Raw genomic sequence first — 26,435 nt, forward strand, 5'->3', positions numbered from 1 at the left:
CTCGAATACTTCCGACGCTACCTGCCGTCGGGTCGAGAAACCGGTCGGAGTTCTCAGATCACGCTGCGCCGCGCGAGGATTCGAGCCGCCGGGCCACCAGTGCGGCCTGCAGGTGCCGAATTCCCGAGGGACGGGTGGGATCGAACCCGGTGAGTTGCGCGATCCGCTTGAGGCGGTAATCGACGGTGTTGGTGTGCAGATGAAGCTGGCGAGCGGACCGCTGACGGTTCAGATCGTGGGAGATGTGGATCTCGAGGGTCTCGAGCAGCTCGGGGGACGAATCGAGGGGCTCGAGGATCTGGGTCAGGTGGCGACGGCCGGGGCCAGGCCGCGTGAGCTGGTACTCCAGCACCAGGTCGTCCATGCGGTACAGGCCGGACGGGCGGTGCAGCTGGTGTGCCAACGACAGCAGTTCGTGTACCTGATCGGCTGCGGTGGGGATGTCGGCGGTTGCGGCCTGCTCGGCGGTGACGGTGACGGGAACCTCGGCGGCGGTACCGATGCGATGCACCAGGGCCTCGACCCACTCGTCGTCGTGGGTACCGGGGATGAGCACGGTGCCACCCTCGGTGCTGAGCAAAGACAGGGGAGTGCGTCCGCAGATCGTGGCCAGCTCGGCCTGGACGCGGCGCAACTTTCTACGGGCGGCGACGGTCTTCTGAATGTTGGGATCGTTCTCGTCGGGGTGCGGCGGAACCGAGATGGCGAGCACGAGGTAGCTGTCGGCGAGTTCGATGCCGGACTGACGGGCCATCGATACCGCGTTGTGGCCGCTGAGCAGCGAGGTCACCAGGGTGTGCGCTGCCGTGTGGTGCTCACTGGCCACCGCTTGGAGCTCCTCGACGTAGCTCTTGCTGGCGGCGATGGACACCTTCTCCGACAGCAGCACGAACATCCGCGCAGCCTCGATCAGTTGAGCGGCGTCGCCCTCACCTGCCCTCTTGGACACCAGATTCCAGCCGATCTGGATGCCCTCGTGGTAGACACTGAGCACGGACTCGAGGGGTACGCCCTCGCGTGCCCACTGGCTGGCTTTGACGCGAAGTTCGGCCAGGTCGGACTCGGCCGGAGCGCGCCGTTCGTCGAGCATCTGCACGGCGATACTGATGCACTTGACGGTGAATTCGGTGACGTCGCCGTGGAGCTGTTCGCCCGGCAACGACCCGCAGGGGGTGTTGGCGGCGAAGTGCCCCACGAGGAGCCGCGCCACTGCACGGAAGTCGCGAAGAGGAGCCGACGCAGGCTGACCCGCGACCATGATTCCGAGGCTAGTCGAGTTGTGAACGGTCACAGATCAACCCTTCGTGTTGGGATCTTCAGGTCATCGGAGAGCAAACTTACTTGCGCGTATCGATGCGCTTCCGCGGCTCAATGTATGCAATCCCCGACGAAACCGCGGCGTTTTCGTACTTCAAGTTTGTTTCCCGGCCTCTAACAGGGTCGATCATAGGTTGTTATCAACGCGTGATCCACCATTTCGGCAAAACTCGTTGTGACCTGTCTCGAGCGCGCTCCCCAAGCGCTTGCGACTTGCCCTAAACAATCCGCAAGCGCTCCGCGGTGCGAGTTCGGCGGATCTACCTTTGTCTCCGTCGGAGTGGGTAGGCGGGCGACGAAGGGGCGGTCATGCGCAGTGATATCGGGCAGTTCGCGGTTCTGCGAGAACTGTTGCCGACCATCGAGGCCAACTTGGCTCGTCATCGCGCCGAGGCCGCGCCGTGGGAACCGGCCGACTACGTCCGAGCCGAGATGTACTGGGGTTCGCGGCCCTCGACCTTGACCGAGGCCGCCAAAGCGGCACTGGTGACCACTCTGCTGGTCGAACAGAACATTCCGCTCTACCGGCGAGATACCGCTGCCTCCGAGGTCGGGGTCTGGCCGTCGTGGCTCACGGAGTGGAGCGACGAACGGACCCGGCATGCAGTGGCCGTCACCGACTACCTGGTGGCCACCCGCAGCGTCGATCCGGTCGCCCTCGGTCGAGCCCGAGCGCAGTGTATGACGGTGGGTTTCGACGCCCCGATGAACGGAGCGCACCTGCTCCGGTCGCTGGCCCAGGTCACCCTCGACGAGTCGGTGTCGAGCATCTGTCATCGCAACACTGCCGCTCAGTGCCACGATCCGGTGGCCGATCGCCTGCTCGGACGCATTGTCGCCGATCAGGATCTGCATGTCCGCTTCTTTTCCGACCTGGTCTCCGCGGCGCTCGAGGTGGCACCGTCGCTCACCGTCACGGCGATCACCGAGGTCGTCATGAACTTTCAGCTGCCGGGCACCAACCTGCCGGGGTTCGCGCGCAGTGCGATGCTCATCTCGCGGGACGGAATCTACGATCTGCGCCGCCATCTCGACGATGTTCTGCGACCCCTGTTGGCGCAGTGGCGCATCTTCGAGCGCACCGATCTCGGTGCCGGAGCCCGCAGCCGCGACCAACTGGCCGACTATCTCGATCATCTCGACGCCCAGGACGCCGCAACCCAGCTCGGCCGCACACGAGTCCGGGAATACTCGAACGCATTGCGCGCCAGCTGACACCACATACCCCGGGGGGTCCGTGGGACCGGTGCCTCTTCGGTTCGATTCGAATCGAAGAGGCGCTCGGGCGGACCCCATCGACTAGCCTGAACGCCTATTCGTCATACGCGCGAGGATTGGTTCTCGCGCAAGACCGGAGGCCCGAAACGTGACAGGCTCTCGACCGATCATCGTCGGTATCGACGGATCCGCTGCAGCGGACAAGGCCGTGATCTGGGCGGCTCTCTGCGCTCACCGACGGGATCGGCGATTGCACATCGTCACTGCCGTCGACATGCCGGGGGTGGTCGACCTGAGCGAATTCGCAGGAGAAGCAACCGAATTCGTTGCCACTGCCAAGTCGAGGTTGGTGGCGGCAGAAACGCTGGCCGCACTGGTCGTCGACGATCCAGCCTTCGAGGTGACCTCCAGTGCCGTCGAGGGCGGCGTGATGGATGTTCTCATCGGCGTCTCGGCGCAGGCCGAGATGCTGGTGATCGGGGCCAGCGAAACCGGCGCTGTCACACTCTCGTTGGCCGCGCACAGCGTGTCCCCGGTCGCGGTGGTGCGAGGCCGCGACATCGATGGCCGCCCGGTTGCCGAGGGGCCGGTGATCGTCGGTATCGACGGCTCGGACGTCAACCAGGCTGCGGTCGAGTGGGCTTTCGTCGAAGCATCCGCTCGGGGTGCCGTGCTGATCGCGGTTCACGTGTGGTCCGATGTCGATCTCACCCAGTCGTTCGGCCGTGCGCCCAAGGACTGGCAGGCCATCGCCGACGGCGAGGAGGTTCTGCTGGCAGAGAGCCTCGCCGGCTGGCAGGAGAGGTTCCCCGACGTCGAAGTGCAGCGCGTCGTCGCTCAGGACCGTCCGGTGCGGGTTCTGAGCGGACTGTCCGAAACCGCGGCGTTGATCGTGGTGGGCAACCGGGGGCGCGGCGGATTCGGTGGAATGCTGTTGGGCTCCACGAGTTTCGCGCTCGTCAACACCGCGGACTGCCCCGTGCTGGTGGTGCGGAAAGCGCTCACATAGCGACGGTCAGCAGGAAGCTCACGTCTTCGAGGGCCTCGACGCTGTGGCGGGCGTCGGGGATGACGAGAAGGTCGCCGGTCGAGCCCTTCCAGGAGCGCTCACCGGAGATCAGTTCGAGCTTGCCACTGAGTACCAGGACGGTCGACTCGCCGGAGAGGTCGTGTTCGGCCAGCTTGTTCCCTGCGGCCAGAGCCACGACCGTCTGCCGCAGGTGGCGCTGGTGACCGCCGTACACCGTCTGCGAACTGCGGCCACTCGACGCGCCGACTGCAAGTTTGAGCTGTTGGCGGGCAAGGGCGGTGAGTGACTTCTTGTCCATGATCGTCAGTATGACGCACCGCTCGCAGTCGCGACGGGGGAATCCTGAACGCGCTCAAGAAGGTTGGGTAGGCTTTCCGTACTCCACGAAGCGGAATCGGGTCCCGTCGACCCGGCTGTTCTGCCATTCGCCCGCCGTCGCGACCCAGCCGGCCGGAATCTCGGGAGCCCTCGTGTCGCCCTCGACGTCGAGATCGACCTCGGTCACCTCCAGGTGGGTCGCGATATCCATTGCACTGCGATAGATTTCGCCGCCGCCCATGACCCAGACCGGGCTCTCGCCCACCAGGGCCACGGCGTCGGCGACACTCGATGCGTTCTCGGCACCGTCGGCGGTCCACGAGGAGTTGCGGGTGACCACGATGTTGCGACGGCCGGGCAGTGGACGGAACTTCGCGGGCAGTGAGTCCCAGGTCTTACGGCCCATGATCACCGGATGCTCGGCCGTCTTCGACTTGAAGTGAGCCATGTCCTCGGGGACGTGCCAGGGGATCGATCCCGCGTCTCCGATGACGCCGGCGGTGGTCTGAGCCCAGATAAGGCCGACGAACTGCGGTGCACTCACACCGCTACCGGGGCCTTGATCGCCGGGTGATGCTGGTAGTCCACTATCTCGATGTCCTCGTAGGTGTAATCGAAGATCGAATCCCGTTGCGCCAGTTTGAGAGTGGGGTACGGATACGCCTCGCGTGAGAGCTGCTCGGTGACCTGCTCGCGGTGGTTGTCGTAGATGTGGCAGTCGCCGCCGGTCCAGACGAACTCGCCGACCTCGAGGCCGGTCTGCGCCGCCACCATGTGCGTGAGCAGTGCGTAGCTGGCGATGTTGAACGGCACGCCGAGAAACATGTCTGCGCTGCGCTGGTAGAGCTGGCAGGAGAGTCTTCCGTCGGCCACGTAGAACTGGAAGAACGCGTGGCACGGCGGGAGCGCCATCCGCGGGATCTCGCCGACGTTCCATGCCGAGACGATCATTCGCCGCGAATCCGGATCGGTCTTCAGGGTCTCGATGACCTGGCTGATCTGGTCGATGTGCTCGCCCGACGGGGTGGGCCACGATCGCCACTGCACTCCGTAGACGGGGCCGAGCTCGCCGTCCGGAGCTGCCCACTCGTCCCAGATGCTGACGCCGCGCTCTTGGAGCCACGTGGCGTTCGAGTCTCCGCGCAGGAACCACAACAGCTCGTAGACGATCGACTTCAGGTGGACCTTCTTGGTGGTGAGCAACGGGAAGCCCGCTGCCAGATCGAAGCGCATCTGATGCCCGAACACGCTGGTGGTGCCGGTTCCCGTGCGGTCGGATTTCGCCGTCCCGGTATCGAGGATGTGGTGCAGCAGATCTTCGTACGGAGTCGGAACCATCACGACGGTCATCGTAGCTGCATACTGGACGCATGCCGGAATTACCCGAGGTGGAAGCCCTTGCCGGCTTTCTGCGCGAGCATGCCGTCGGAGCCGTGATCGGCCGAATCGACATCGCTGCGCTCAGCGTTCTCAAGACATTCGATCCGCCGATCACCGAGCTGCAGGGCAAGGACGTCACCGATGCCGCCCGCTTCGGAAAGCACCTGGCACTTCGAGCCGGTGACCTCTGGCTGATCACCCATCTCTCGCGTGGAGGATGGCTGCGGTGGGTGGACAACCCCAGCGCCGCGCCGCCGAAGCCGGGCAAAGGGCCCCTCGCGCTGCGGATCCACTTCTTCACCCCCGAGGGAGCGACGCCCGCGATCGATCTGACCGAAGCGGGGACCAAGAAGCGGCTGGCGGTATGGGTGGTACGCGATCCGCAACAGGTGGCGAGTATCGCCCGGCTCGGACCCGACGCGATGACGGTCACCGAGCTCGAATTCGCCGAGATCCTCAGCAGCACCACCGCGCGGCTGAAGACCTCGTTGGTGGATCAATCGCTGTTGGCCGGCATCGGCAATGCCTACTCGGACGAGATACTGCACGTGGCGAAGCTCTCGCCGTTCGCATCGTCGAGCAAGCTCGATCCCGAGGCCGTCGGGGCGCTGTACGCGGCGATGCGCTCGGTGCTGTCCGACGCGGTGGCCCGCTCGGCCGGGCAGGATGCGGCGCGTCTGAAGGGGGAGAAGAGATCGGGGATGCGCGTGCACGCCAGAACCGGACTTCCGTGCCCGGTGTGCGGCGACCCGGTCCGCGAAGTCGCCTACGTCGATCGCTCTTTTCAGTACTGCGCGACGTGTCAGACGGCCGGCAAGATTCTCGCCGACCGTCGCATGTCGCGACTGCTCAAGTGACGGGCTCGAGCTTCTGGCTGTCGTAGCCCCGGTAGCCTTCCCACGCCTTGCGACGGTCGCTCCGTGGGTCCTTCTGTACGCGGGTGCGGGTGTCGAAGATCAACGTCTTGCGGTCGGCCTCGTTGTACGCCGGCCACGATTCGAGGGGTTTTCCGTTGGTGGCGAACGCAATCCAGTTCGACTGGACCTGCTCGGTGACCTCGGCGAAGGCCTTCCGCCCGCCTGCCAGCGTCAGCGCCTTGCCGAACAGTGTCTCGCTGATGCCGAACACGGCGAACAACTCGAAGCCGTGGGTGGCGTCGAAGCCGAGCAGCTTCATCGACCGCGGGGCGAAGTCGAACCGGTAGAAGTACGTGGGTGCATGACGCGAATGTCCTTCGGCCACTTCGAGAGAGGGCTTCCAGAAGGTGAAGTCGCCGCCGAAGTCGATGGCTGCCCGCTCGTTGGGGTAGCCCCGGTAGCCTGAAGTGACCACGGCCTCGGCGTCGGGATCGGTGAGGGAGAACAGCTTGGTGATCCGCTCGGGATTGGTGGGCAATGCGTCGAGGAACTTCGGAAACAGTGTTCCCTCACGGGCATTGGTGCCGATGATCAGCGGGACGCGGTGCGCCGTTCCGTTCGCGTAGGCCTCGACCGGGCTGACCGGGAGGAAGTCGCCGTCGATCACCGGGCCGAACGGGAGCAGCCCCGGGGTGCGGTGCAGGGTGGTGAGGCCGAGTTTGGTGCCCGCCCGACCGAGCCGGAGCACCTCGGCGTTGTCGAGGGTCTCGGTGGCGGTCTCGACCGTGCCGCCGAGGTAGCCGACGTACTCGCGCGCCCACTGGTCGGCGCGCTCCTTGGTGGCCGTCATTCCCGGGGCGGAACTTTCGGATATGGCCTGCGCGAACAGGCCTTTCGCGGCGGGAACGGTCATGAGAGTGGTGACCGCATTGCCGCCCGCGGACTCGCCGAAGATGGTGACGTTGTTCGGATCGCCGCCGAAGTTCGCGATGTTGCGCTGCACCCATTCCAGCGCCGCAACCTGATCCCGCAAGCCCAGGTTGGAGTCGAACGGCCGCTCGGGAGTGGAGAACTGGGACATGTCGAGGTAACCCAGTGCGCCGAGTCGGTAGTTGACAGACACGTAGATGATGCCGTCGCCGTCCTTCAGCGAGCGGCGTACCAGAGAGCCGCCGCCGTACAGCGGGGTCGCCGATGTGCCGAGCGTGTAGGCACCACCGTGGATGAACACCATGACCGGCCGCGGGCTCGCGCTCGGTGTGCTCGGGGCCAACACGTTGAGCGTCAGGCAATCCTCGCTCGACGGTTGGTACTTGCCCACTGCGAGCATCGTTCCGCGCTTGTGCTGAACGGAGGCATTGCCCCACTCGGTGGCGTCGCGCACACCCGACCAGGGTTCGGTCGGTTGGGGCGCTCTGAAACGAAGCGGTCCGACGGGCGGGGCGGCGTAGGGAATGCCTCGCCAGGTGATCAGATCACCCACCGGCTTTCCCTCGATGATGCCGTCCGATGTGGTCACGCGGGTCGTCACAGCCATGTCGCGAGTGTACTGATCTCTCCTTACCCGCGGGTAAGAACAGCGGGGGACGGGCACACGGCAGACTCGAGGGCATGTACTTCGAGTACCGCGCCGAGATCGTGCAGCTGCTGCGAGCGCCCACACACGCCTATTTCGGCAGATCCAAGGACGGTCCGGCCGACGTATTGACCGACCTGCCGGAGAGTGTCGAGATCGTGGCCCACAAGGGCATTCGGGGCGATCGGTTCTTCGGCGTGCGGGCGCACACCGAAGCGGCGGTGAGCTTTCTGGCCGTCGAGGCCTGGGAGGCAGTGGGGGATGTGCTCGGCGTCGAGGTCCCCGACCCGGCCGTGGCCAGGCGAAACGTCGTCGTGTGTGGGCTCGAGCTCGACCCGTTGCGAGGTCGGGAATTCGAACTCGATTCCGGTGACGGGTGGATCCGCTTTCGCGGTGGACGACCGGCTCACCCGTGCGCGTGGATGGACCGGATGGTCGTCGACGGTGCCCGTAAAGCGTTGATCGGTCGCGGCGGGCTTCGCGTGGAACCGTTGTCCGACGGGATCTTGCGGGTCGGCGAGGTGGCGGTGCGCTCGCCGGTCGAACTCGATGGCTCCCGAGCCGCGCTGTCGGTTCGGCGCGCACAGCCCATCTGACGTCGAGTCGGGTCCACTCTTGCTCACGAAGTAAATCTGTGCCCATAATGTGAGCAATGGTGCGACGCATCACACCGCCCGTCTTCAATGGCGACGGTCACTCTCTCTGGTGGGAAGAACTGCCGATGTCCGACATGTGGATCGTGATCAACACCGTCGTCGCCGTGCTGGCGGTGGTGGTCTTCATCGTTCGTTTTCACTTCAATCCGGTGATCTCGCTGGTTCTCGGGGCCGCGTATCTGGGTCTGGCGACCAAGCTCGGAGTGTCGACCACCGTCGACACCATCACGGGCGGGTTCGGCGAGATCATGGCCGAGGTGGGGCTGCTGATCGCCTTCGGAGTCCTGATGGGTTCGGTGCTGCAGGAGATGAGCGCCATCCAACGACTCGTCGGCACCTTGCTCAAAACGTTCGGGCCCAAACGACTCCCGTACGCGTTGTCGCTGACCATCGCGACCGTGCTGCAGTCCATCTTCCTCGACGTGCTCCTGGTGATCTCCGCTCCGCTCGCTCGAAACCTCGCCCCCAAGATCGGCAAGTACGGTACGGCGAGAATGGCCACCGCACTGGCCATCTCGCTCGAATGCGGCATCGTGTTCATGGTCCCCGGTGTCGCGACGCTCGCGCTGGCCGGACTGCTCGGAGTGCCCCTGGGCAAGATGATGATCTACGGGTTGATCCTGATCGTTCCCGTCGTCGTGCTGTCGGTGGCCATCATGTCGTTCGTCTTCCGACACGGTTGGTGGAACGAGGAGAAGGACGAGCAGCAGATCACCGTAGTCGAGCAGCCTGTGGTTCCAGAGCCCGCCGATTCCGAGGACGAGCCCCTCGAAACCGGAGGTGGCGTGGCGCAGAAGGTGCGCACCGAGAAGCAGACGTCGCTGCTGGTGTTGCTCTCGCCGCTGCTGCTCGCGCTCGTTCTCATCGCAGTCGGAGCGGTACTCGAAGTCGCCGAAATATCGGTTCCGGTGGTCGAATTCATCGCCAGCCCGGTCATCGCGCTGCTCATCGGCTTGGTGGGCACCTGCCTCATCGGCCGCTATCACGTCGGACAGGCACGAGTGGAGAAAGCTCTCGCCCGTGGTTTCGCCGAGAGCGGCCAGATTCTCATCCTCACCGGTGTCGGTGGTTCGCTCGCGGCCGTCATCAACGAGGCGGGTCTCGGCGACATCCTCGGCCAGTACTTCACCGCCAGCACCGCGGCTCCGCTGTTGATGGTGTGGGTCATCGCTGCCGCGTTGCACATCGCCGTGGGCTCGGTGACGATCTCGGCCATCACGTCCGCGGGCATTCTGGCACCGGTCGCTCCGTTGATAGGGCTCGATCCGGTGTTCATCGCGCTCGCCGCCGGTGCCGGATCGCTGTTCGCCGTGCACGTCACCAGCAACACATTCTGGCTGCTGCAGTCCTTGATGGGACAGTCGACCAGGGGCACACTCAAGACGTGCTCGGTGGGCGTCTCGGTGGCATCGGTCATCGCCATCGCGTTGATCGTGCCGATGAGCTGGATCCTGTGAGCCCTGATTTTGTGAGTATCGAAAGGAACACGATGGCATTGCCGCTCAGCGGAGTTCGAGTTCTCGAGCTCGGCAACTACATCGCCGCCCCTACCGCGGCGCGCATGCTTGCCGATTTCGGTGCCGAGGTGATCAAGGTAGAACGGCCGGGAACCGGAGACGAACTGCGTAACTGGCGGCTGTACTCGGGCACCACATCGATGCTGTATCGCACGATCAATCGAAACAAGAAGTCGATCGTGCTGGACCTGCGTACCGAACAGGGACGCAAGGACGTCGTCGACCTCGCTGCCAAATGCGACATCGTGCTCGAGAACTTCCGGCCCGGCACTCTGGAGAAATGGGGTATCTCGCCGGAGGTGCTCTCTGCCGCCAACCCTGAATTGATCATCACGCGCATCTCGGCTTTCGGTCAGACCGGCCCGATGTCGCAGCGACCCGGATTCGCCGCTGTCGCAGAGGCATACGGCGGTTTTCGCAATCTCGTGGGTGATCCGGACCGGCCACCGGTCCGAGTGGGAGTCTCGATCGGCGACTCGATCGCCGGACTGTACGCCGCGTTCGGTTGCGTCATGGCACTGTTCCAGCGGCAGACACAGCGCGCGGCGCAGGCACCCGACCAGCAGTCGCCGCTGACGTTGGCGCAGCGTTCCATCGATGTGGCGCTGAACGAATCGATCCTGTCGATGATGGAATCGCTGATTCCGGATTACCTCGCCTACGGTGTCGAACGTGAGCGCACGGGCGGCCGCATGGAGGGCATCGCCCCGTCGAACGCGTACCCGTGCAACGACGGTCACTCGATCATCATCGCCGGCAACGGTGACGCGATCTTCCAGCGCTACATGGAGACCATCGATCGCCCCGACCTCGGAGCCGATCCGGACCTGGCGTCCAACGCCGGTCGGTGGCGTCGACGCGACGAGCTGGATGCCGCCATCTCGGCCTGGACCGGCTTGCATTCGCGCGAGCAGGCTTTGAAGATTCTCGACGACGCCGGAGTGCCGTCGGGCCCGATCTACACCGCCGCGGACATCGTCGCCGACGAGCAGTACGCCGCCCGCAACATGATTCAGCACTTCTCGGTCGACACCGGAGGCGACAAGCCCACCGACGTCGGATTCGTCGGCGTCGTCCCGGTGATCGGCGACGCGTCCCTGCCGATTCGTTCCGTCGGACCGGATCTGGGCGAACACACCAGGGAAGTGCTCTCGACCCTGCTCGGCCGCACCGACGAAGAGATGGGCCTGTAAATGTATCGCTTCGCTCCCGCCGCAGAGCTGCGCGACGTCACGATGCGCGACGGTCTGCAGCTGACCGGCAAGATGCTCCCCACCGATCGCAAGCTCGAGATCATCAGGACCCTCATCGAACTCGGCGTACCGTCGCTCGAGATCGGGTCGATGGCGCGGGGCGACAAGGTGCCCCCGATGGCCAACACTCTCGAGGTCATCGGTGAGCTCACCGCCGAGGAACTCGCCCGATGCTGGGTGTGGGTTGCCACTCCGCGGCATGTCGAGAAGGCCGCGGCCGCTGGGGCTCGCAACTTTCAGTACTGCTTCTCCGCGTCGGACTCGCACAATCAGGCCAACATCGGTCGGACCACCGAGGTGTCCCTGGCCGCGATGCCCGACGCCGTGGACATCACTCGATCGGTGGACGGTGAGATCGAGCTGTGCATCGCGACCTCCTTCACCTGCCCGTTCGAGGGACAGGTGTCGCCGGATCGCGTCATCGAGATCGCCAACGACCAACGTGCCACCGGCGCAACCGATATCGTCATCTGCGACACCCTGGGGCAGGCGGTACCGGTGCAGGTGCAGTCGCTGATCGAGCGTGTGCGCGCCGAAACTCCCGATCGCAGAGTGGTCTTCCACGGACACGACACCTGGGGCCTGGGCGTCGCGAACACACTCGCCGCGATCTCGGCCGGAGCCACGATGGTCGACGGTTCCCTCGGCGGGCTCGGCGGGTGTCCCTTCGCCCCGGGCGCCAGCGGCAACACCTCCTCCGAGGACATCCTCTTCGCGACGCGTCCGGACTGGTTCGAGCCGAAAACCCTGGCCGCCATGGTGACTCTGTCCGAGGAGTTGCTCACCGAACTGGGCGAGCCCATGCGATCGAAAACCGTTCAGGGTGCCAGGTCCGAAGCGCGCGCCTTCGAGTGGGTCCTATGAGCCGCATCCTCGTCACTACCGAGATCCCGGCTCCGGGCATGGACATTCTGCGTGCCGCCGGGGACGTGGACCTGCGGGAGGTCGATCACGAGCAGTTGCTCGACGCCTGCGCCTCCGGGGACTACTCCGTGGTCGTCTCCCAGCTGCGAGATCGGTTCGACGCGGAGTTACTGGCCTCGGCGTCGATCACCGGGATCTCCAACTACGCCGTCGGATTCGACAACATCGACATCGCAGCCGCAACCGCCAACGGCATCACGGTTGCCAACACCCCTGGGGTGCTGACGGATTCGACCGCGGACATCGCGATGCTGCTCATCCTGTCCACGGCCCGCCGGGCCGTCGAGGCCGATGCATTCGTCCGTTCCGGCTCGTTCACCGGCTGGGAGCCGGAACTGCTTCTCGGCAGCGATGTCTCGGGCCGGGTGCTGGGGCTGGCCGGGTTCGGCCGCATTGCCCGCGCCACCGCGCGCCGAGCACTGGGCTTCGGCATGACGGTCAAGTTCTGCCCCCGTCCGCCCGGCGACCGAGAGGTCTCCGAGAACGAGCTCGGTGAGTTCACGGGTCGCGTCGAGCATGCGTCGTGGGACGAGATCGTCACGACCAGCGACTTTCTGTCCCTGCATGTTCCGTTGTCGGATTCCACTCACCATCTGGTGGACGCAGCCGTACTCGGAGCAATGAAGCCGTCGGCGATCGTGATCAACACCGCGCGCGGACCGGTGATCGACGAGGCCGCTCTGGTGACCGCGCTGCGCGAGGGCACCGTTGCTGCAGCAGGTTTGGACGTCTACGAACGCGAGCCGGCCCTCGAACCCGGTCTCGCGGATCTGCCCAACACGGTGTTGCTCCCGCACGTGGGGAGTGCGACGGTATCGGTGCGGTCGGAGATGGCGCGGCTGTGTGCAACCAATGCTGCCGCGATGTTCGGTGGTTCGATGCCACCGCATCCGGTCAATCCCGACGCCTGGTCTCACGCGGGGTAGCGGCCGCCGAGGGTCCTCGTGATCCGCTCGGCATGGGAGATCAACAGATCCACCCAGTCCTCGCACTGCGACTGCGGCATCCTCAGCGTCGGTCCGCTGATGGTGACGGCACCGACGATGTCCGCGGCCGAGTCGAACACCGGCGCTGACAGTCCCGACGCGCCGGTCTCGCGCTCGCCGGTGGTGATCGCGTAGCCGTCGGACCTGGTCTGCGCCAACAGGGTCCGCATCGTCTCGGCTTCGGTCACCGTCTGCTCGGTCATCGATTCGAGTTCGCGAGACAGGACGCGCTCGGCGAGCTCGTCGTCCCAGGCCAACAGGACGCGGCTGGCCGATCCCGCGCTGAGCGGGATGACCTTGCCGACGTACATGTCTCGGCGCAGGGCATGCCGCGTCTCGGCGATTGCGACGCACACGCGGTAGTTCTGTTCGGGCCGAAAGAAGCATGCGGTCTCGGTCGTCAGGTCTCGCATGTCCTTGAGCACGGGGTTGACGATCGACAGCACGTCGAGGTCCTTGGTGGCCGTCGCGGCCCAGTAGGCCATGCGCACCCCGATGCGAATGCGGTCGCCGCTCCGATCCAGAAATCCCTGCTGCACAAGATTGGTCACGAGGCGCTGCACCGTCGAGGTCGGCAGGCCGGTGGTCTGTTGGATCTCACCGAGGGTCATGGACGGACGGTCGAACGAGAAGGCGTCGAGAATCTCGGTGATCTTGCCCAGCACCAGAAGCGGTTGCTGCTTCGACGCGCTCTCGGTGGTCACCCGTCCAATCTACTCGGCCACGCGATCCGTGAGGCAAGTGTGGCCGAGCGCGTACTCAGCGACGAGATTCGAGCAGCCGCAGCCAGATCTCGCTGACCGTCGGGTACGACGGCACCGCATGCCACAGGTCGTCGAGCGACACCTTGCCGACCACAGCCACAGTGGCGGCATGCACCAGCTCCGCCACACCCGGTCCGACGAAGGTCGCGCCCACGATCGTGTCGGTGGCGCGGTCGATCACCAGCTGCGCTCGCCCCGAGTAATCGTCTTGCTGCAGAGACGAACCCGCGACGGCGATGTCCTGGGCCACGATCTCGACGTCGATGCCTTCCTCTCGGGCCTTGGCCTCTGTCAGTCCGACGGATGCCACCTCGACCGGCGTGAACACCACCTGGGGGATCTGGCCGTGATCCGCTGATGCGCGGAATCGCTTGCTGTTCAGCGGCTTGCCGTCGGCCTTGGCGGCAATGACGTCCCCGGCCACCCGGCCCTGATACTTGCCCATGTGCGTCAACGGAGCTCGGCCGTTGACATCACCCACCGCGTAGAGCCAGTCGTGGCCGGGAACGGTCAGATGGTCGTCCACGTCGATGTAGCGCCCGTCCTCGAGTCCGAGGCTCGACAATCCGAGGTCGGAACTCGCCGGAGTACGTCCCGCAGCAACGAGCACTTCATCGGCGACGATCTCGCTGCCGTCGACGACGAGACGGATAGTGCCCCCGTGGATTCGGCCGATTCCGGTGTCGACCGGGTTCTCTCGTGACACCGACTCGAGGGAGGCGTCGAGCATGATCTTCGCGCCTCGCCCCTTCAGAGCCTCGGCGACGAGTTCGCCTGCGAACGGTTCGGAACCGGCCAGCAGCGACGATCCGCGCACGATCATCGTCACTTTCGCGCCGAGCGAGAGCAACCAGGTTGCCGCCTCCGTCGCGACGACGCCACCGCCGATGACCGCGATGTGACCGGGGGTCTCGTGAATGTTGGTGGCATCGCGGGAGATCCACGGCAGGGCATCGCGCAGGCCGGGTGTGTTCGGTACGGATGCGGTGGTTCCGGTGGCGAGGACGACTGCGTGACGGGCTGTGAGCGTGCGGCCGTCGACCTCGACGGTTCTCTCCCCGGTGAGGCGACCGTGGCCACGGATCACCGAGATGCCGGCCGACTCGGCCCACGCCACCTGCGAGGAGTCGTCGAGACCGTGGGTGAAGGATTCGCGTCGGGCCAGGACGGCGTCGGCGTCGAGGGGTTGATCGCCCACCAGTTCCTTGACGCCCGGCATATTTCGCGCGGTGTCGAGAACCTCGCTGGGGCGCAGCAGTGCCTTGCTCGGCATGCATGCCCAATAGGAGCACTCACCACCGAGAAGTTCGTGCTCGACGATCACTGCGGTGCGGTCGCTGCCTGCGATGGCGTACTGGGCGGCATTCTCGCCGACCGGTCCACCGCCGATGACGATGACATCGAATTCCGAGCTTTCTGAGGCCATTGCTCCACAGTGACATAGGCTCGCCGCTTATGGCGACCACTCGGAACAAGATTCTGATCACCGGAGCGAGCTCGGGGCTGGGTGAGGAAATGGCGCGACGGTTCGCAGGCATGGGCCGGGATCTGGCGCTCTGTGCGCGTCGGGTCGAGCGGTTGGACGACCTTCGCGCCGAGTTGATGCACCACAACCCGAACATCACCGTGGCGGTCCGGGCGCTCGACGTCACCGATCACGATGCGGTCGGTGAGGTGTTCGGAAAATTGCGAGACGAATTGGGTGGACTCGATCGAGTGATCGTCAATGCCGGGCTCGGCAAGGGTGCGAAGATCGGGACCGGGCGAGCCGAGGCCAACCTGCAGACCGCCCACACGAACTTCATCGGGGCGCTGTCGCAGGCCGAGGCGGCCCTGTCGATCTTCCGAGCACAGAAACACGGGCACCTGGTGTTCGTCTCGTCCGTCAGCGCCGATCGGGGACTGCCGGGGGCCAAGGCGACCTACTCGGCGAGCAAAGCCGCAGTGGCCTCGCTGGGTGAATCGTTGGCGACGGAACTGTCGCGAACCGCCATCGCCGTCACCACACTGCTGCCCGGCTTCATCGCCACCGACATGTCGGCCAACGCGGGTGACAGTGCCGCTCTCACAGCCACTCTGGACGAGGGAGTATCGGCGATGGTCGACGCGATCGAGAGCGAAACCCGCCGCGCCGCGCTACCGGGACTCAAGTGGCGGGGCATCGACGCGGCGCTGCGGTTCCTGCCGAATGTGCTGACGGATCGAATGGTCTAGGTTCCGGGCCGGGCTACTGCAGGTATCCCTCGACCCGGTCGACGCTGTTGGCGGTTGCCGCGTCTGGGTTCTTGCCTGCATCGATACGCGCCCTACGCTGACGGAGCAGGTCCCAGCACTGGTCCAGGGCGTGCTCGAGGGAGGCCAGTTGTGCCTTCTCGGTGTCCGGGTCGACGTCCCCGGATTGGGCTTCGGTGCGGAGCTTGTGCTCGGTGGCGATGAGCTGCTGGATCTTGGTGTGGATATCGTGCTCGTTCATGGCGACAACGCTAGACCTACCAGGGTTTGGCGGCCAGGTTCCGCGTCGCCAGGGCTCGGTGCACGGCCGCGGTGAGCTCGGCCGGCGATCCAGCGAGGGCGTCGTCGGTGCACACCAGCGAGAGCGTGTAGTTGCCGTTCAGTCGGGAGAGATAGGTGGACATTCGGATCGTCGACAGTGCGCCCGACGGGTTCGGATGGATCGCCCGGGTCGCGAGTCCGCACGATCGATGGGAGCCGAGCGCGGCGATGCCGTCGGGAATGTCGCCGATGTTGGAGCACAACACTTCTCCGCGCCCCGGGGTCGACGTCAGCTTCGCGGCGACACGGTGGGGGAGCAGCTGGACGATCTCGGGTGGATAGCCTGCCGGAGCTCCGACGGGCTTGCCGAACGCTGCCTTGCACGCTGCCCGGATGGCCGCGGGTGAGTCGTCTCCGCGCACGGCGACGGTGGCCATGCCGATCGCATTGGCATCACCGGACCCGGTGCGGAAAGGAATGTCGACGGTCACTGCGGGAGAACCGAGTTCGTTCATCGTGGCGGCGACGACGGAGACGAACAGCGAATTGGCCGATCCGCCGACGCGTCGGGCAGCCGAATCCCACTCCGCAGCATCGACATCCACGATCACCGACGTCATTCTGTTCGCGTGGTGCGGTGCGATACCGCCGCTGTCGGCGGTGGTGAACGCTCGCAATTCGGCTCTGGCTTTCTTGCTGACCCACAATCTTGCCGTCGCCGCGATGGAGCGTAGGAGAACGGTGACGATCATCGCGAGCGCATCCTTCACGTCCGAGCCCGGGTGCAGCACATGCACCGGTGTCGATCCTGAGAATCCCTGTGCCGCAGCGTCGATGAGCTCACGGGCATCGGCCAGCGCGTGCGAACACACCAGGGACAGCACGGTTCCGCCGTGTGCAACGGGCGCGGCCGTCAACCGCCAGCCGGGCCCGTACTGCGGATCGAGTGGAACGTCTGCTTGCGCGTCGGCCCAGCCGATGATGTCGTCGACCGCGTCGGTGCCGTACTCGAGGGGAAGCGATTCGGATGAGATGTCCCATCGAAGTCGCGCCCCGCGGATGCGGGGCTTGCCGACTCGACGACCGAGCTGCCCGACGGCCAGTTCGTCGTGGATCCTGTCGAGTTCTTCCCTGCTCACCGTCTCGGTCGTGCGCCAGATACCCTGCAGTGCAATGGGAATTCCGTAGCCGCGGTGGGTCCGGAGAAATATCTCGTCGATCACCGACAGACGCGTGGACTTCACGGACTCGGGGTGCCGTGACGTCCCGCGCCCGAGACGAACTTGCTCGCGCCGGTGAGTGCGTCGGCGGTGATCGAGATGGCTCCGTGCCGAAACTCGTTCTTGAGCGCTGACTCCTCGTCGAGGCCGTCCTGTTCGAGGACGGACAGGCGATCCTCGCGCATGCAGGTCTGGGGTAGCAGGGCGAGTTCGGCAGCCAAGGCCTCCGCCTCCGAACGAGCTCGCCCCACCGGAACGACTCGGGTGATCAGTCCGATGTTCAGAGCTTCCTGCGCATCGACTGCACGACCGGTGAGGACCATGTCCATCGCCCGGCCGGTTCCGACGATGCGCGGCAAACGCACTGTGCCGCCGTCGATCAAGGGAACACCCCAGCGTCGGCAGAACACGCCGAACGTCGCGTCGTCCTCGGCGATGCGAAGGTCGCACCACAGTGCGAGTTCGAGTCCGCCCGCGACGGCGTACCCGGAGACAGCCGCGATGACGGGCTTGGACAACCGCATTCGCGTCGGACCCATCGGGCCGTCGCCGTGTTCGGTGGCGTGGTTGGAGCGTGATGTCCCGAGTGCCTCGAGATCGGCTCCCGAGCAGAACGTGCCGCCTTCGCCCCACAGCACGGCCACCGAGGCGGACTCGTCGGCGTCGAACTCCTCGAACGCCTGGATCAGCTCCTGGGCGGTCGGGCCGTCGACAGCGTTCCGCACCTCAGGGCGCGACAGGACGATTGTGGTGACGGGGCCTGATCGTTCGATCCGTACCGACATGTCTGTGAACCCTACTCGAGTTCTCTTGCGTGAAGCATTGAATCAGTGCTTCAATCCTTGCATGCCCTATCGACGGACGCCCGCGGTGCAGGCCAGACTCGACGCCGGTCGTGAAAAGCTGTTCGACGCTGCCATCGAGGTGCTCTCCACACAGGGCTACGCAGGTCTGTCGATCGCGTCGGTCGCCGCGGCAGCAGGTGTGTCCGCAGGCAGCGTCTACACGCACTTCGAGGGCAAGTCGGATCTGGTCGTCGCTATCTTTCGCGAGGTCTGCAGCCGCGAGGTCGCTGCAGTGGTGGCCGTTTCCGGGCACGGCAGCACCGCCGAGCGGGTCACGGCAGTGGTGCAGACCTTCGCCGGGCGGGCCTTGAAGAACCGAACGATGGCGTACGCGTTGTTGGCCGAACCGGTGGACCAGGCCGTCGACGCCGAGCGGTTGGTGTTCCGGCAGAAATTCACCGATGCCTTCGCCGACGCCATCGTGGCCGGCATAGCAGCGGGAGAGATCCCCGAGCAGGACGTCCGCATCTCGGCAGCAGGGCTGGTCGGTGCCGTCGGCGAAGTGCTGGTAGGTCCGTTGTCATCGCAGAACTCGGTGGACGTGATACCGGGTCTGGTCGCATTGTCGTTGCGCACGTTAGGAGTTCGAGATGGACACGCATGAGGTATTCAACCAGGCAGTCGACCTGAGTCCGTTCGACACGTCCGCGGACCCGTCGTTGCTCGACGGCGTCCCGCGTACCGGTGGCGGCTGGGCGCTCGACGAGATTCGGCAACTGGGAGTCCTCGCCGGTGGAGTGGCGGCACAGGACTGGGGCCGGATCGCCAACGAGAACCCGCCGGTGCTGAAGACTCACGATCGATACGGCAATCGGATCGACGAAGTCGAATTCCACCCGCACTGGCACGATCTGATGACCGTTGCCGTCGAGCACGGGCTGCACGCCAGTCCGTGGGCCGACGATCGCGTCGGTGCTCACGTTGCCCGCGCCGCGAAGTTCTACGTCTGGGGTCAGGCCGAGGCCGGGCACATGTGCCCCATCTCGATGACCTATGCGGTCGTTCCGGCGTTGCGGCACAATCCTTCTCTGGCCGCGCAGTACGAGCCGCTGCTGGCCTCGCGAGAATACGACTTCGGGCTGCGTGTTCCGTCCGAGAAGCGCGGACTGATCGCCGGAATGTCGATGACCGAGAAGCAGGGCGGATCCGATGTCCGCGCCAACACCACCACGGCCACTCCGTCGTCGGACGGAACGTACTCGATCGTCGGCCACAAGTGGTTCACGTCCGCGCCGATGTCGGACATGTTCCTCACCTTGGCGCAGGCTCCCGGCGGGCTGTCGTGTTTCATGCTTCCGCGCGTGCTGCCCGACGGCACTCGCAATCGAATGATGCTGCAGCGCTTGAAGGACAAGCTCGGTAACAAGTCGAACGCATCCGGTGAGCTCGAGTATCACGGGGCCACCGGCTGGCTCGTCGGCGAAGAGGGGCGCGGCGTGCGCACCATCATCGAGATGGTCAACATGACTCGGTTGGACTGCGTCATCGGGTCGGCTGCCGGAATCCGCAACGCCACAGTGCGCGCAGTCCATCACGCGCGTCATCGAGCTGCGTTCGGGGCTGCACTTGTGGACCAGCCCCTGATGCGAAACGTGCTGGCAGACTTGACCATCGAATCCGAGGCCGCCACCGCTGCCATGATCCGCCTGGCGCAGGCCACCGACGGCTCCGCCCGCGGCGACGAGCAGGAGAGTGCGCTGCGCCGAATCGCGTTGGCCGTCACCAAGTACTGGGTATGCAAGAGGGCACCGGCCCACGCCGCCGAGGCCCTCGAATGCCTGGGCGGTAACGGCTATGTCGAGGAATCCGGGATGCCTCGGTTATTCCGTGAATCGCCGCTGATGTCGATCTGGGAAGGCTCCGGCAACGTCGCCGCACTCGATTCCCTACGCGCTTTGGCCCGTCAACCCGACAGTGTCGAGGCCTTCTTCGGTGAGATCGGCCAGGCGTCGGGCGTGGATTCTCGCCTGGACGACGCCATCGCCCGCGTCGGCAAGGAACTCTCCGACACCTCCGACATGGAATACCGGGCCAGGCGAGTCGTCGAACTGATGGCTCTGACCTTCCAAGGCGCGCAGCTGGTGATGCACGGCGATTCCGCTGTGGCCGATGGCTTCTGCGCCACTCGACTCGACCGTGACTGGGGCATTGCTTTCGGCACCCTGCCCGTCGGCGTCGATACGGAGGCGGTGTTGGCGCGGGTGTGACTTCTCGGCTCGAGTCTGAGGGGGATCGGCTCCCCACATTTGGATTTGTGACGCCGATCGGAGTCGGTTATCCGAAACTGGGGAGCTGATCCGTTGAAAGGCGCTGGTCTCCGAACCACCCGGCCGGTGTGGGAAGGCCTGCTGCGCGGGCGAAGGCTTGCTCGAAGCGGCGAAGTAGCGCTTGCGGATCGTCGAGGTCCCGCCAATTCCACCGGACGATCACCCAGCCCAACTGGCGTAGTCGGTCCTCGCGATACTTTTCGTCGAGCAGTACCCGCTTGGAGTCGTACTTCGACTCGCCGTCGAACTCTCCGATCACTTCGAACTCCCAGAACAGAAAGTCGACACGTCCGACGAAGCGGCCCGCACCGTCGTACACCCATTGATTGAGCAACGGAGTCGGCAGGGGGAGCGTCTCGAACAGCACCCGACTTCGAGATTCGCCGACACTCTCACTGCGCCCGGTCATCAGCGACACCGCTCGCCGGGCGGCGGAGATAACCGTGCGGAACCGCGCCGTCTCCACTGCAGCAGACAGAGCGTCGGTGTCGGTGTGACCCGACCTGAGTGCGCTGTCGCCGACACACACCGACCGCTCGACGGTCGTGGTGCGTGCGATGTCGACGACGGTGCGGGCTGCCGAGGTGACCGGATAGCCGTTGATCGTCGCCCGCTCGGAGGGCTCGAGTGCGGTGCCGTGAAGGATTCGTAGCGGCCGACGCTTGCTGGCGTAGTCGAGACCGTGTGTCATGTGCACCTTGTCCAGCGGTAGCTGCCAGATGTCGAAGTCCCAGGCGATCGCGGCCGAGACATGGCTGAGCACGTGGTCCGGGGGAGCCGACATCAGATAGGACCGCGCGAGTAAGGAATGTCGTTGGGTAGGACTCGCCGACTCGATCGATGCTGTCGACACGTAGAACCCCGGCCGCAGGACCGACAGTTCCCCGGTGCGGCGGTGTCGTCGCAGGTCGTCGTCGGTCAATCCGAATGCGAGCGCATCGGCTCGGGTGAACAGATCCGTCTGGGGTAAGTCCATGACTGCTTGGACGCGCCGGGTACCGAAACGGATCCATCAGCAACGGAAAAGCTCCCCAGTTTTGGATATCCGACGCCGATCGGAGTCTGAAATCCGAAACTGGGGAGCTGATCCGCCGCCGCAACTCAGGCCGAACGACCCCGCTGCGCCCGGTACCAGCGCACCAGGGCATCGGTGGATGAATCCGATTGTGCAGCAGGCGCTTCGGCGTCGGTGAGAACCGGCGTCAGTTCGAGGGCTTGGGTCTTGCCGAGTTCGACGCCCCACTGATCGTAGGAGTCCACGCCCCAGATGACGCCTTCGACGAAGACCTGGTGCTCGTACAGGGCGATCAACTGACCGACGACCGACGGCGTGAGTTTGGGGGCGAGGATGGAGGTGGTGGGCCGATTGCCGGGCATCACCTTGTGCGGCACAACATCTGCGGGAGTGTCCTCCGCGGCGATCTCCTCGGCGGTCTTGCCGAAGGCGAGCACCTTGGTCTGGGCGAAGAAGTTGCTCATCAGCAGATCGTGCATCGATCCGCTGCCGTCGCGGGTCGGCAGATCGTCGGTGGGCTCGGCGAATCCGATGAAGTCCGCAGGCACCAAACGTGTTCCCTGATGCAGCAATTGGTAGAAAGCGTGCTGGCCGTTGGTGCCCGGTTCGCCCCAGAAGATCTCGCCGGTCGGCGTCGTGACGGGGGAGCCGTCGGCCGTGACGGACTTGCCGTTGGACTCCATCGTCAGCTGCTGCAGGTACGCCGCGAAACGGGAGAGGTCATCCGAATACGGAAGCACCGCACGGGTTTCCGCGCCGAAGAAGGAGCTGTACCACAGGCCGACGAGGCCGAGCAGTACCGGCGCGTTCTCGGCGAGCGGCGTCAACCGGAAATGCTCGTCGATGCGATGAAAGCCGTCGAGGAACTCGCCGAACGCTTCCTTGCCCACAACGGCCATGACCGACAACCCGATTGCCGAATCGACGGAGTAGCGTCCGCCCACCCAGTCCCAGAAGCCGAACATGTTGGCGGTGTCGATCCCGAAGTCCGCGACCCGTTCGGCGTTGGTGGAGACGGCGACGAAGTGCTTGGCGACGGCGTCTTCACCGAGCGCGTCGACGAGCCAGCGCCTGGCCGCGGTGGCGTTCGTCAGTGTCTCCAGGGTGGAGAACGTCTTGGACGCGATGATGAACAGCGTCGACGCTGGGTCGAGCCCGTCGAGCGCACCGACGAGATCGGCGGGGTCGACGTTGGAAACGAACTTCGCGGAAATCCCCGCGTCGGCGTAATGACGGAGCGCGTTGTAGACCATGACCGGTCCGAGGTCGCTACCGCCGATGCCGATGTTGACGACGGTGGCGATCTTCTCGCCGGTGGCACCGACCCATTCGCCCGAACGCACTCGGTCGGTGAATTCGCCCATCGCAGTGAGGACTTCGTGCACATCGGCGACGACGTCCTGGCCGTCGACCGTCAGCGACGCGTCGGCCGGTAGGCGCAGCGCGGTGTGCAGTACGGCGCGGTCTTCGGAGGTGTTGATGTGCTCACCGGCGAACATGGCGTCGCGCTTGCCCTCGACGTCGGCGGTGCGCGCGAGTTCGACGAGCAGTTCGATGGTCTCGCGGGTGATCCGGTGCTTGCTGTAGTCGATATGCAGATCGGCGGCGTCGAGCGTGAACGTGTGCGCTCGGTCGGCGTCCTCGGCGAACAGGTTCCGAAGATGAGTATCGGCGATCGTGGAGTAGTGATCGGTCAGCTTCTGCCAGGCATCCGTGCCGGTGATATCGACGCTCATACGAACCAACAGTAATCCGGTGCCGAGTCATGCGCGCGTCGTTTGTCGTTTGCATCGGGCGCTGCGGAGGCATCATGGACGGTATGGACCAACGTGCATTGATCGATTCGATTCCGGCAAAACTGTGGATCGGCGGCAAGGCCGTCGACGCCGAGGGAGGTAAGACGTTCCCGGTGAACGATCCGGCGACCGGCAAGCCCCTGACCGAGGTGGCCGACGCATCGCCCGCCGATGCGATGAAGGCGCTCGACGCCGCCGCGGCGGCGCAGAAGGGTTGGGCGGCAACACCCGCCCGCGAGCGCAGTGAGATTCTCCGAGCGGCGTTCGAGAAGGTCACCGAACGCGCCGACGACATCGCGCTGCTGATGACCCTGGAGATGGGTAAGGCCCTCGCGGAGTCCAAGGCCGAGGTGAAATACGGTGCCGAGTTCTTCCGCTGGTTCGCCGAGGAAGCGGTACGCATCGGCGGTCGCTACACCCCGGCCCCGGCGGGCAACGGTCGAATCCTCGTCACCAAGGCCCCGGTGGGGCCCGTCCTGGCGATCACGCCGTGGAACTTCCCGTTGGCGATGGGTACCAGAAAGATCGGGCCCGCTCTGGCCGCCGGCTGCACCATTGTCGTCAAGCCAGCTCGTGAGACCCCGCTGACGATGCTGCTGCTCGCGCAGATCTTCGACGAGGTCGGCTTGCCCGAAGGCGTGCTGTCGGTGCTGACGACATCCAAGTCCGGTGACGTCACCGGCCCCCTCATCGAGGATCCGCGGATGCGCAAGCTCACCTTCACCGGCTCGACGGGCGTCGGCAAGTCTCTCGTCCAGAAGTCCGCGACTCGGTTGCTGCGCACGTCGATGGAATTGGGCGGCAACGCCCCGTTCGTGGTGTTCGACGACGCGAACATCGACGACGCGGTGGACGGAGCGATGCTCGCCAAGATGCGCAACGGCGGCGAGGCCTGCACCGCCGCGAACCGGTTGCACGTGCACAACAGCGTGCGCGAGGAGTTCACCACCAAACTCGTGGAAAAGATGGCCGAGATGAAGCTCGGACCCGGCGTCGACCCCGATACCAAGCTCGGACCGCTGATCAATGTCGATCAGCTCGAGACCGTGCAGGAACTCGTCGACGACGCGGTGGCCAAGGGCGCGACGGTGGCTCTCGGGGGCACCGCGCCGGGCGGGGACGGCTACTTCTACCCGGCGACCGTGCTCACCGAAGTGCCTGCCGATGCACGGATTCTGAAGGAAGAGGTGTTCGGGCCGGTGGCTCCGATCGTGGGCTTCGACACCGAGCAGGAAGGTATCGACGCCGCCAACGCCACCGAGTACGGCCTGGCGTCGTACATCTACACCGAGAGTCTCGATCGGGCGCTACGGGTGGCCGACGCTATCGACAGTGGCATGGTGGGCGTCAACCGCGGAGTGATCTCGGACGCGGCAGCGCCGTTCGGTGGAGTCAAAGAATCCGGATTCGGCCGCGAGGGCGGATCCGAGGGAATCGAGGAGTATCTCGAGACCAAGTACATCGCTCTGAAGTGAGCTACTGACGGTTGGGCGTGCGCACCGCGCGCCCAACCGAGGGCGGATCAGTGGCCGAGGCGACCGCGACCGAGGCGGAGCAGGAGCATGGCCAGCGTGTGGCCTTCCTGGCCCAGGCTGCTGAAACGCTCGAGAACCTTCATCTCACGGCTGTGCACCAGGCGCGGTCCGCCGGAGGCCATGCGGGTGCGTCCGATGATCTGCGATACCTCGGAGCGACGCTTGATGGCCGTCAGGATCTCGGCATCGAGGCGATCGATTTCCTGGCGCAGGTCGTTGATCTCGGCTTCGCTCGTGGGCACTGCGGTCTCTGAGTCGATCTTCGTCGTCATGGCCATCGTCTCTCCTCGGGTCACATCTTGGATCGTTGCGTCGTCCGTCACCGTTACGCCTTTCGTATTCGGAACTGCATCGCCGGTCGGTTCGGTCCCGTCCGGAACCTGGGCGTTGCGTCTATCGACAGGCTCCTGCACGCGTGGCCGAACAGTGGCCGACCCGATGCAGGCGATGACGTACGGTTTTTTCGATCACCGATCCAGTGTGCCACGGGTCAACCCTCCTGAAAAGTCGTCGGTTCGGCCGACGACCACGCGATGTGGGTTTGTCGGTACGCGCCGGTAACCTGACCACACGATGAACACATTCCTCCAGGGCCTCCAATCCCGACAGAACACCTCGTCCGACACACTGCTGGAAGGTCTCAATCCCCAGCAGCGTGAGGCCGTCGTGCACACCGGATCTCCGCTGCTCATCGTGGCCGGAGCCGGGTCGGGCAAGACGGCGGTGCTGACGCGTCGTATCGCGTATCTGCTGGCCGAGCGAGGAGTGTCACCCGGCCAGGTTCTGGCCATCACGTTCACCAACAAGGCCGCTGCCGAGATGCGCGAGCGAGTCGCCGGACTCGTGGGACCGCGTGCGAACGCCATGTGGGTGTCGACCTTCCACTCGAGTTGCGTGCGGATCCTGCGCGCGCAGGCTGCGCTGCTGCCCGGTCTGAACTCGAACTTCTCCATCTACGACGCGGACGACTCTCGGCGACTGCTGACGATGATCTCCAAGGATCTGCAGATCGACACCAAGAAGTTCTCGGCGCGGCTGCTCTCGACGGCCATCTCGAACCTGAAGAACGAGCTGATCGGCCCCGACAAGGCAGCGGAGGACGCCGACGGCGATCCCGCCGAGCTCCCGCGGCTGGTGGCCAAGGTCTACGGCATATATCAGCAGCGGCTGCGCGCGGCCAACGCGATGGATTTCGACGACCTCATCGGCGAAACGGTGGGCATTCTGCAGGCGTTCCCCCAGGTGGCTCAGTACTATCGACGCCGGTTTCGGCACGTTCTGGTCGACGAGTACCAGGACACCAACCACGCCCAGTACATGTTGGTCCGCGAATTGGTCGGTACCCCCGACGCCGACGGTGCACTCGAGGGCACCGTCGCGCCGGGCGAGCTGTGTGTGGTGGGCGACGCGGATCAGTCCATCTACGCATTCCGTGGTGCCACGATTCGCAACATCGAGGAATTCGAGC

26 protein-coding genes are annotated in these 26,435 nt (G+C 65.2%); 13 read left to right on the forward strand and 13 right to left on the reverse strand.

The features are described from left to right. Positions 1–58 precede the first annotated feature (58 nt). On the reverse strand, positions 59–1,258 hold the full coding sequence (locus CH256_RS00360) for a PucR family transcriptional regulator (RefSeq protein ID WP_256986296.1): 1,200 nt from the start codon (positions 1,256–1,258) through the stop codon (positions 59–61). Positions 1,259–1,626: 368 nt separating this feature from the next. Between CH256_RS00360 and CH256_RS00365 the strand changes: the two genes are divergently transcribed. Then, positions 1,627–2,532 carry an acyl-ACP desaturase gene (locus tag CH256_RS00365; protein WP_094668570.1) on the forward strand — a complete coding sequence of 302 codons (906 nt, stop codon included), beginning with the start codon at positions 1,627–1,629 and terminating at the stop codon, positions 2,530–2,532. A gap of 151 nt (positions 2,533–2,683) precedes the next feature. Then, complete coding sequence (locus CH256_RS00370) at positions 2,684–3,544, forward strand: universal stress protein (RefSeq protein ID WP_068050086.1); 861 nt, start codon at positions 2,684–2,686, stop codon at positions 3,542–3,544. On the opposite strand, the gene CH256_RS00375 is transcribed toward CH256_RS00370, so the two are convergent. From CH256_RS00375 to CH256_RS00385, 3 genes are read right to left on the reverse strand one after another with little or no spacing between them, the layout of a single operon-like run. Beyond that, a complete protein-coding gene (locus CH256_RS00375; protein WP_068050089.1) occupies positions 3,537–3,863 on the reverse strand; it encodes a cupin domain-containing protein in 327 nt (108 codons plus the stop codon). The two genes, CH256_RS00370 and CH256_RS00375, sit on opposite strands and share 8 nt — an antisense overlap. Positions 3,864–3,917: 54 nt before the next feature. Then, entirely contained in the window at positions 3,918–4,427 is a 510-nt protein-coding gene (locus CH256_RS00380; RefSeq protein ID WP_094668571.1) for a dihydrofolate reductase, read from the reverse strand. Continuing rightward, on the reverse strand, positions 4,424–5,224 hold the full coding sequence (locus CH256_RS00385) for a thymidylate synthase (protein WP_094668585.1): 801 nt from the start codon (positions 5,222–5,224) through the stop codon (positions 4,424–4,426). Before CH256_RS00385 ends, CH256_RS00380 begins: the two co-directional genes overlap by 4 nt. A gap of 29 nt (positions 5,225–5,253) precedes the next feature. Here CH256_RS00385 and CH256_RS00390 point away from each other — a divergent pair, with 29 nt between their 5' ends. Continuing rightward, the gene (locus tag CH256_RS00390) at positions 5,254–6,120 is read left to right on the forward strand and encodes a DNA-formamidopyrimidine glycosylase family protein (RefSeq protein WP_068050092.1); all 867 of its coding nucleotides are present in this window, start codon (positions 5,254–5,256) and stop codon (positions 6,118–6,120) included. On the opposite strand, the gene CH256_RS00395 is transcribed toward CH256_RS00390, so the two are convergent. Then, positions 6,113–7,657: a carboxylesterase/lipase family protein gene (locus CH256_RS00395; protein WP_068050095.1), complete on the reverse strand. Its 1,545-nt coding sequence runs from the start codon at positions 7,655–7,657 to the stop codon at positions 6,113–6,115. The two genes, CH256_RS00390 and CH256_RS00395, sit on opposite strands and share 8 nt — an antisense overlap. Before the next feature lie 74 nt (positions 7,658–7,731). Here CH256_RS00395 and CH256_RS00400 point away from each other — a divergent pair, with 74 nt between their 5' ends. From CH256_RS00400 to CH256_RS00420, 5 genes are all read left to right on the forward strand, one after another. Further along, positions 7,732–8,292 (forward strand): molybdenum cofactor biosysynthesis protein, encoded by a 561-nt coding sequence (locus CH256_RS00400; RefSeq protein ID WP_094668572.1) that lies wholly within the window; start codon positions 7,732–7,734, stop codon positions 8,290–8,292. Between the two features lie 125 nt (positions 8,293–8,417). Beyond that, on the forward strand, positions 8,418–9,809 hold the full coding sequence (locus tag CH256_RS00405; RefSeq protein WP_068050099.1) for a GntP family permease: 1,392 nt from the start codon (positions 8,418–8,420) through the stop codon (positions 9,807–9,809). Positions 9,810–9,841: 32 nt separating this feature from the next. Further along, on the forward strand, positions 9,842–11,062 hold the full coding sequence (locus CH256_RS00410) for a CaiB/BaiF CoA transferase family protein (RefSeq protein ID WP_094668573.1): 1,221 nt from the start codon (positions 9,842–9,844) through the stop codon (positions 11,060–11,062). Next, positions 11,063–11,986: a hydroxymethylglutaryl-CoA lyase gene (locus tag CH256_RS00415; protein WP_094639516.1), complete on the forward strand. Its 924-nt coding sequence runs from the start codon at positions 11,063–11,065 to the stop codon at positions 11,984–11,986. It begins immediately after the preceding gene. Continuing rightward, positions 11,983–12,972 (forward strand): 2-hydroxyacid dehydrogenase, encoded by a 990-nt coding sequence (locus CH256_RS00420; protein ID WP_094668574.1) that lies wholly within the window; start codon positions 11,983–11,985, stop codon positions 12,970–12,972. The genes CH256_RS00415 and CH256_RS00420 overlap by 4 nt, the downstream gene beginning before the upstream one ends. Here CH256_RS00420 and CH256_RS00425 read toward each other — a convergent pair. Both CH256_RS00425 and CH256_RS00430 read right to left on the reverse strand, forming a co-directional pair. Next, on the reverse strand, positions 12,960–13,736 hold the full coding sequence (locus CH256_RS00425) for an IclR family transcriptional regulator (protein WP_094639518.1): 777 nt from the start codon (positions 13,734–13,736) through the stop codon (positions 12,960–12,962). The two genes, CH256_RS00420 and CH256_RS00425, sit on opposite strands and share 13 nt — an antisense overlap. A gap of 55 nt (positions 13,737–13,791) precedes the next feature. Beyond that, on the reverse strand, positions 13,792–15,222 hold the full coding sequence (locus CH256_RS00430; RefSeq protein WP_094639519.1) for a dihydrolipoyl dehydrogenase family protein: 1,431 nt from the start codon (positions 15,220–15,222) through the stop codon (positions 13,792–13,794). 29 nt (positions 15,223–15,251) lie between these two features. Here CH256_RS00430 and CH256_RS00435 point away from each other — a divergent pair, with 29 nt between their 5' ends. After that, on the forward strand, positions 15,252–16,010 hold the full coding sequence (locus CH256_RS00435; RefSeq protein WP_094639520.1) for an SDR family oxidoreductase: 759 nt from the start codon (positions 15,252–15,254) through the stop codon (positions 16,008–16,010). Between the two features lie 13 nt (positions 16,011–16,023). Here CH256_RS00435 and CH256_RS00440 read toward each other — a convergent pair whose 3' ends face one another. Genes CH256_RS00440 through CH256_RS00450 form a run of 3 tightly spaced genes read right to left on the reverse strand, consistent with a single transcriptional unit; the run spans position 16,024 to position 18,294 of the window. Beyond that, the gene (locus CH256_RS00440) at positions 16,024–16,269 is read right to left on the reverse strand and encodes a DUF2630 family protein (RefSeq protein WP_068050123.1); all 246 of its coding nucleotides are present in this window, start codon (positions 16,267–16,269) and stop codon (positions 16,024–16,026) included. A gap of 16 nt (positions 16,270–16,285) precedes the next feature. Further along, the gene (locus tag CH256_RS00445; RefSeq protein WP_094668575.1) at positions 16,286–17,533 is read right to left on the reverse strand and encodes a hypothetical protein; all 1,248 of its coding nucleotides are present in this window, start codon (positions 17,531–17,533) and stop codon (positions 16,286–16,288) included. Further along, complete coding sequence (locus CH256_RS00450; RefSeq protein WP_068050127.1) at positions 17,530–18,294, reverse strand: crotonase/enoyl-CoA hydratase family protein; 765 nt, start codon at positions 18,292–18,294, stop codon at positions 17,530–17,532. Before CH256_RS00450 ends, CH256_RS00445 begins: the two co-directional genes overlap by 4 nt. A gap of 61 nt (positions 18,295–18,355) precedes the next feature. Between CH256_RS00450 and CH256_RS00455 the strand changes: the two genes are divergently transcribed. After that, positions 18,356–18,958, forward strand: coding sequence for a TetR/AcrR family transcriptional regulator (locus tag CH256_RS00455; protein WP_094668576.1), 603 nt, complete (start codon positions 18,356–18,358; stop codon positions 18,956–18,958). Further along, positions 18,945–20,561, forward strand: coding sequence for an acyl-CoA dehydrogenase family protein (locus CH256_RS00460; protein WP_094668577.1), 1,617 nt, complete (start codon positions 18,945–18,947; stop codon positions 20,559–20,561). Before CH256_RS00455 ends, CH256_RS00460 begins: the two co-directional genes overlap by 14 nt. Before the next feature lie 67 nt (positions 20,562–20,628). On the opposite strand, the gene CH256_RS00465 is transcribed toward CH256_RS00460, so the two are convergent. Together CH256_RS00465 and pgi are read right to left on the reverse strand one after the other, a co-directional pair. Next, a complete protein-coding gene (locus CH256_RS00465; RefSeq protein ID WP_094639523.1) occupies positions 20,629–21,597 on the reverse strand; it encodes a type IV toxin-antitoxin system AbiEi family antitoxin domain-containing protein in 969 nt (322 codons plus the stop codon). A 125-nt stretch (positions 21,598–21,722) separates the two neighbouring features. Further along, positions 21,723–23,372, reverse strand: coding sequence for a glucose-6-phosphate isomerase (gene pgi / locus CH256_RS00470; protein ID WP_094639524.1), 1,650 nt, complete (start codon positions 23,370–23,372; stop codon positions 21,723–21,725). A gap of 83 nt (positions 23,373–23,455) precedes the next feature. Between pgi and CH256_RS00475 the strand changes: the two genes are divergently transcribed. Further along, positions 23,456–24,907: an NAD-dependent succinate-semialdehyde dehydrogenase gene (locus CH256_RS00475; RefSeq protein ID WP_094639805.1), complete on the forward strand. Its 1,452-nt coding sequence runs from the start codon at positions 23,456–23,458 to the stop codon at positions 24,905–24,907. 47 nt (positions 24,908–24,954) lie between these two features. Here the strand turns inward: CH256_RS00475 and CH256_RS00480 are convergent, their stop codons facing one another. Further along, on the reverse strand, positions 24,955–25,245 hold the full coding sequence (locus CH256_RS00480) for a chorismate mutase (protein WP_068050144.1): 291 nt from the start codon (positions 25,243–25,245) through the stop codon (positions 24,955–24,957). A 295-nt stretch (positions 25,246–25,540) separates the two neighbouring features. On the opposite strand from CH256_RS00480, the gene CH256_RS00485 reads away from it, so the two are divergent. Next, positions 25,541–26,435 (forward strand): ATP-dependent helicase (locus tag CH256_RS00485; protein WP_179271946.1); only part of this gene is annotated, 895 nt, incomplete at its 3' end.

It is taken from the genome of Rhodococcus sp. 05-2254-6 (assembly GCF_002258565.1).
Lineage (GTDB): Bacteria > Actinomycetota > Actinomycetes > Mycobacteriales > Mycobacteriaceae > Rhodococcoides.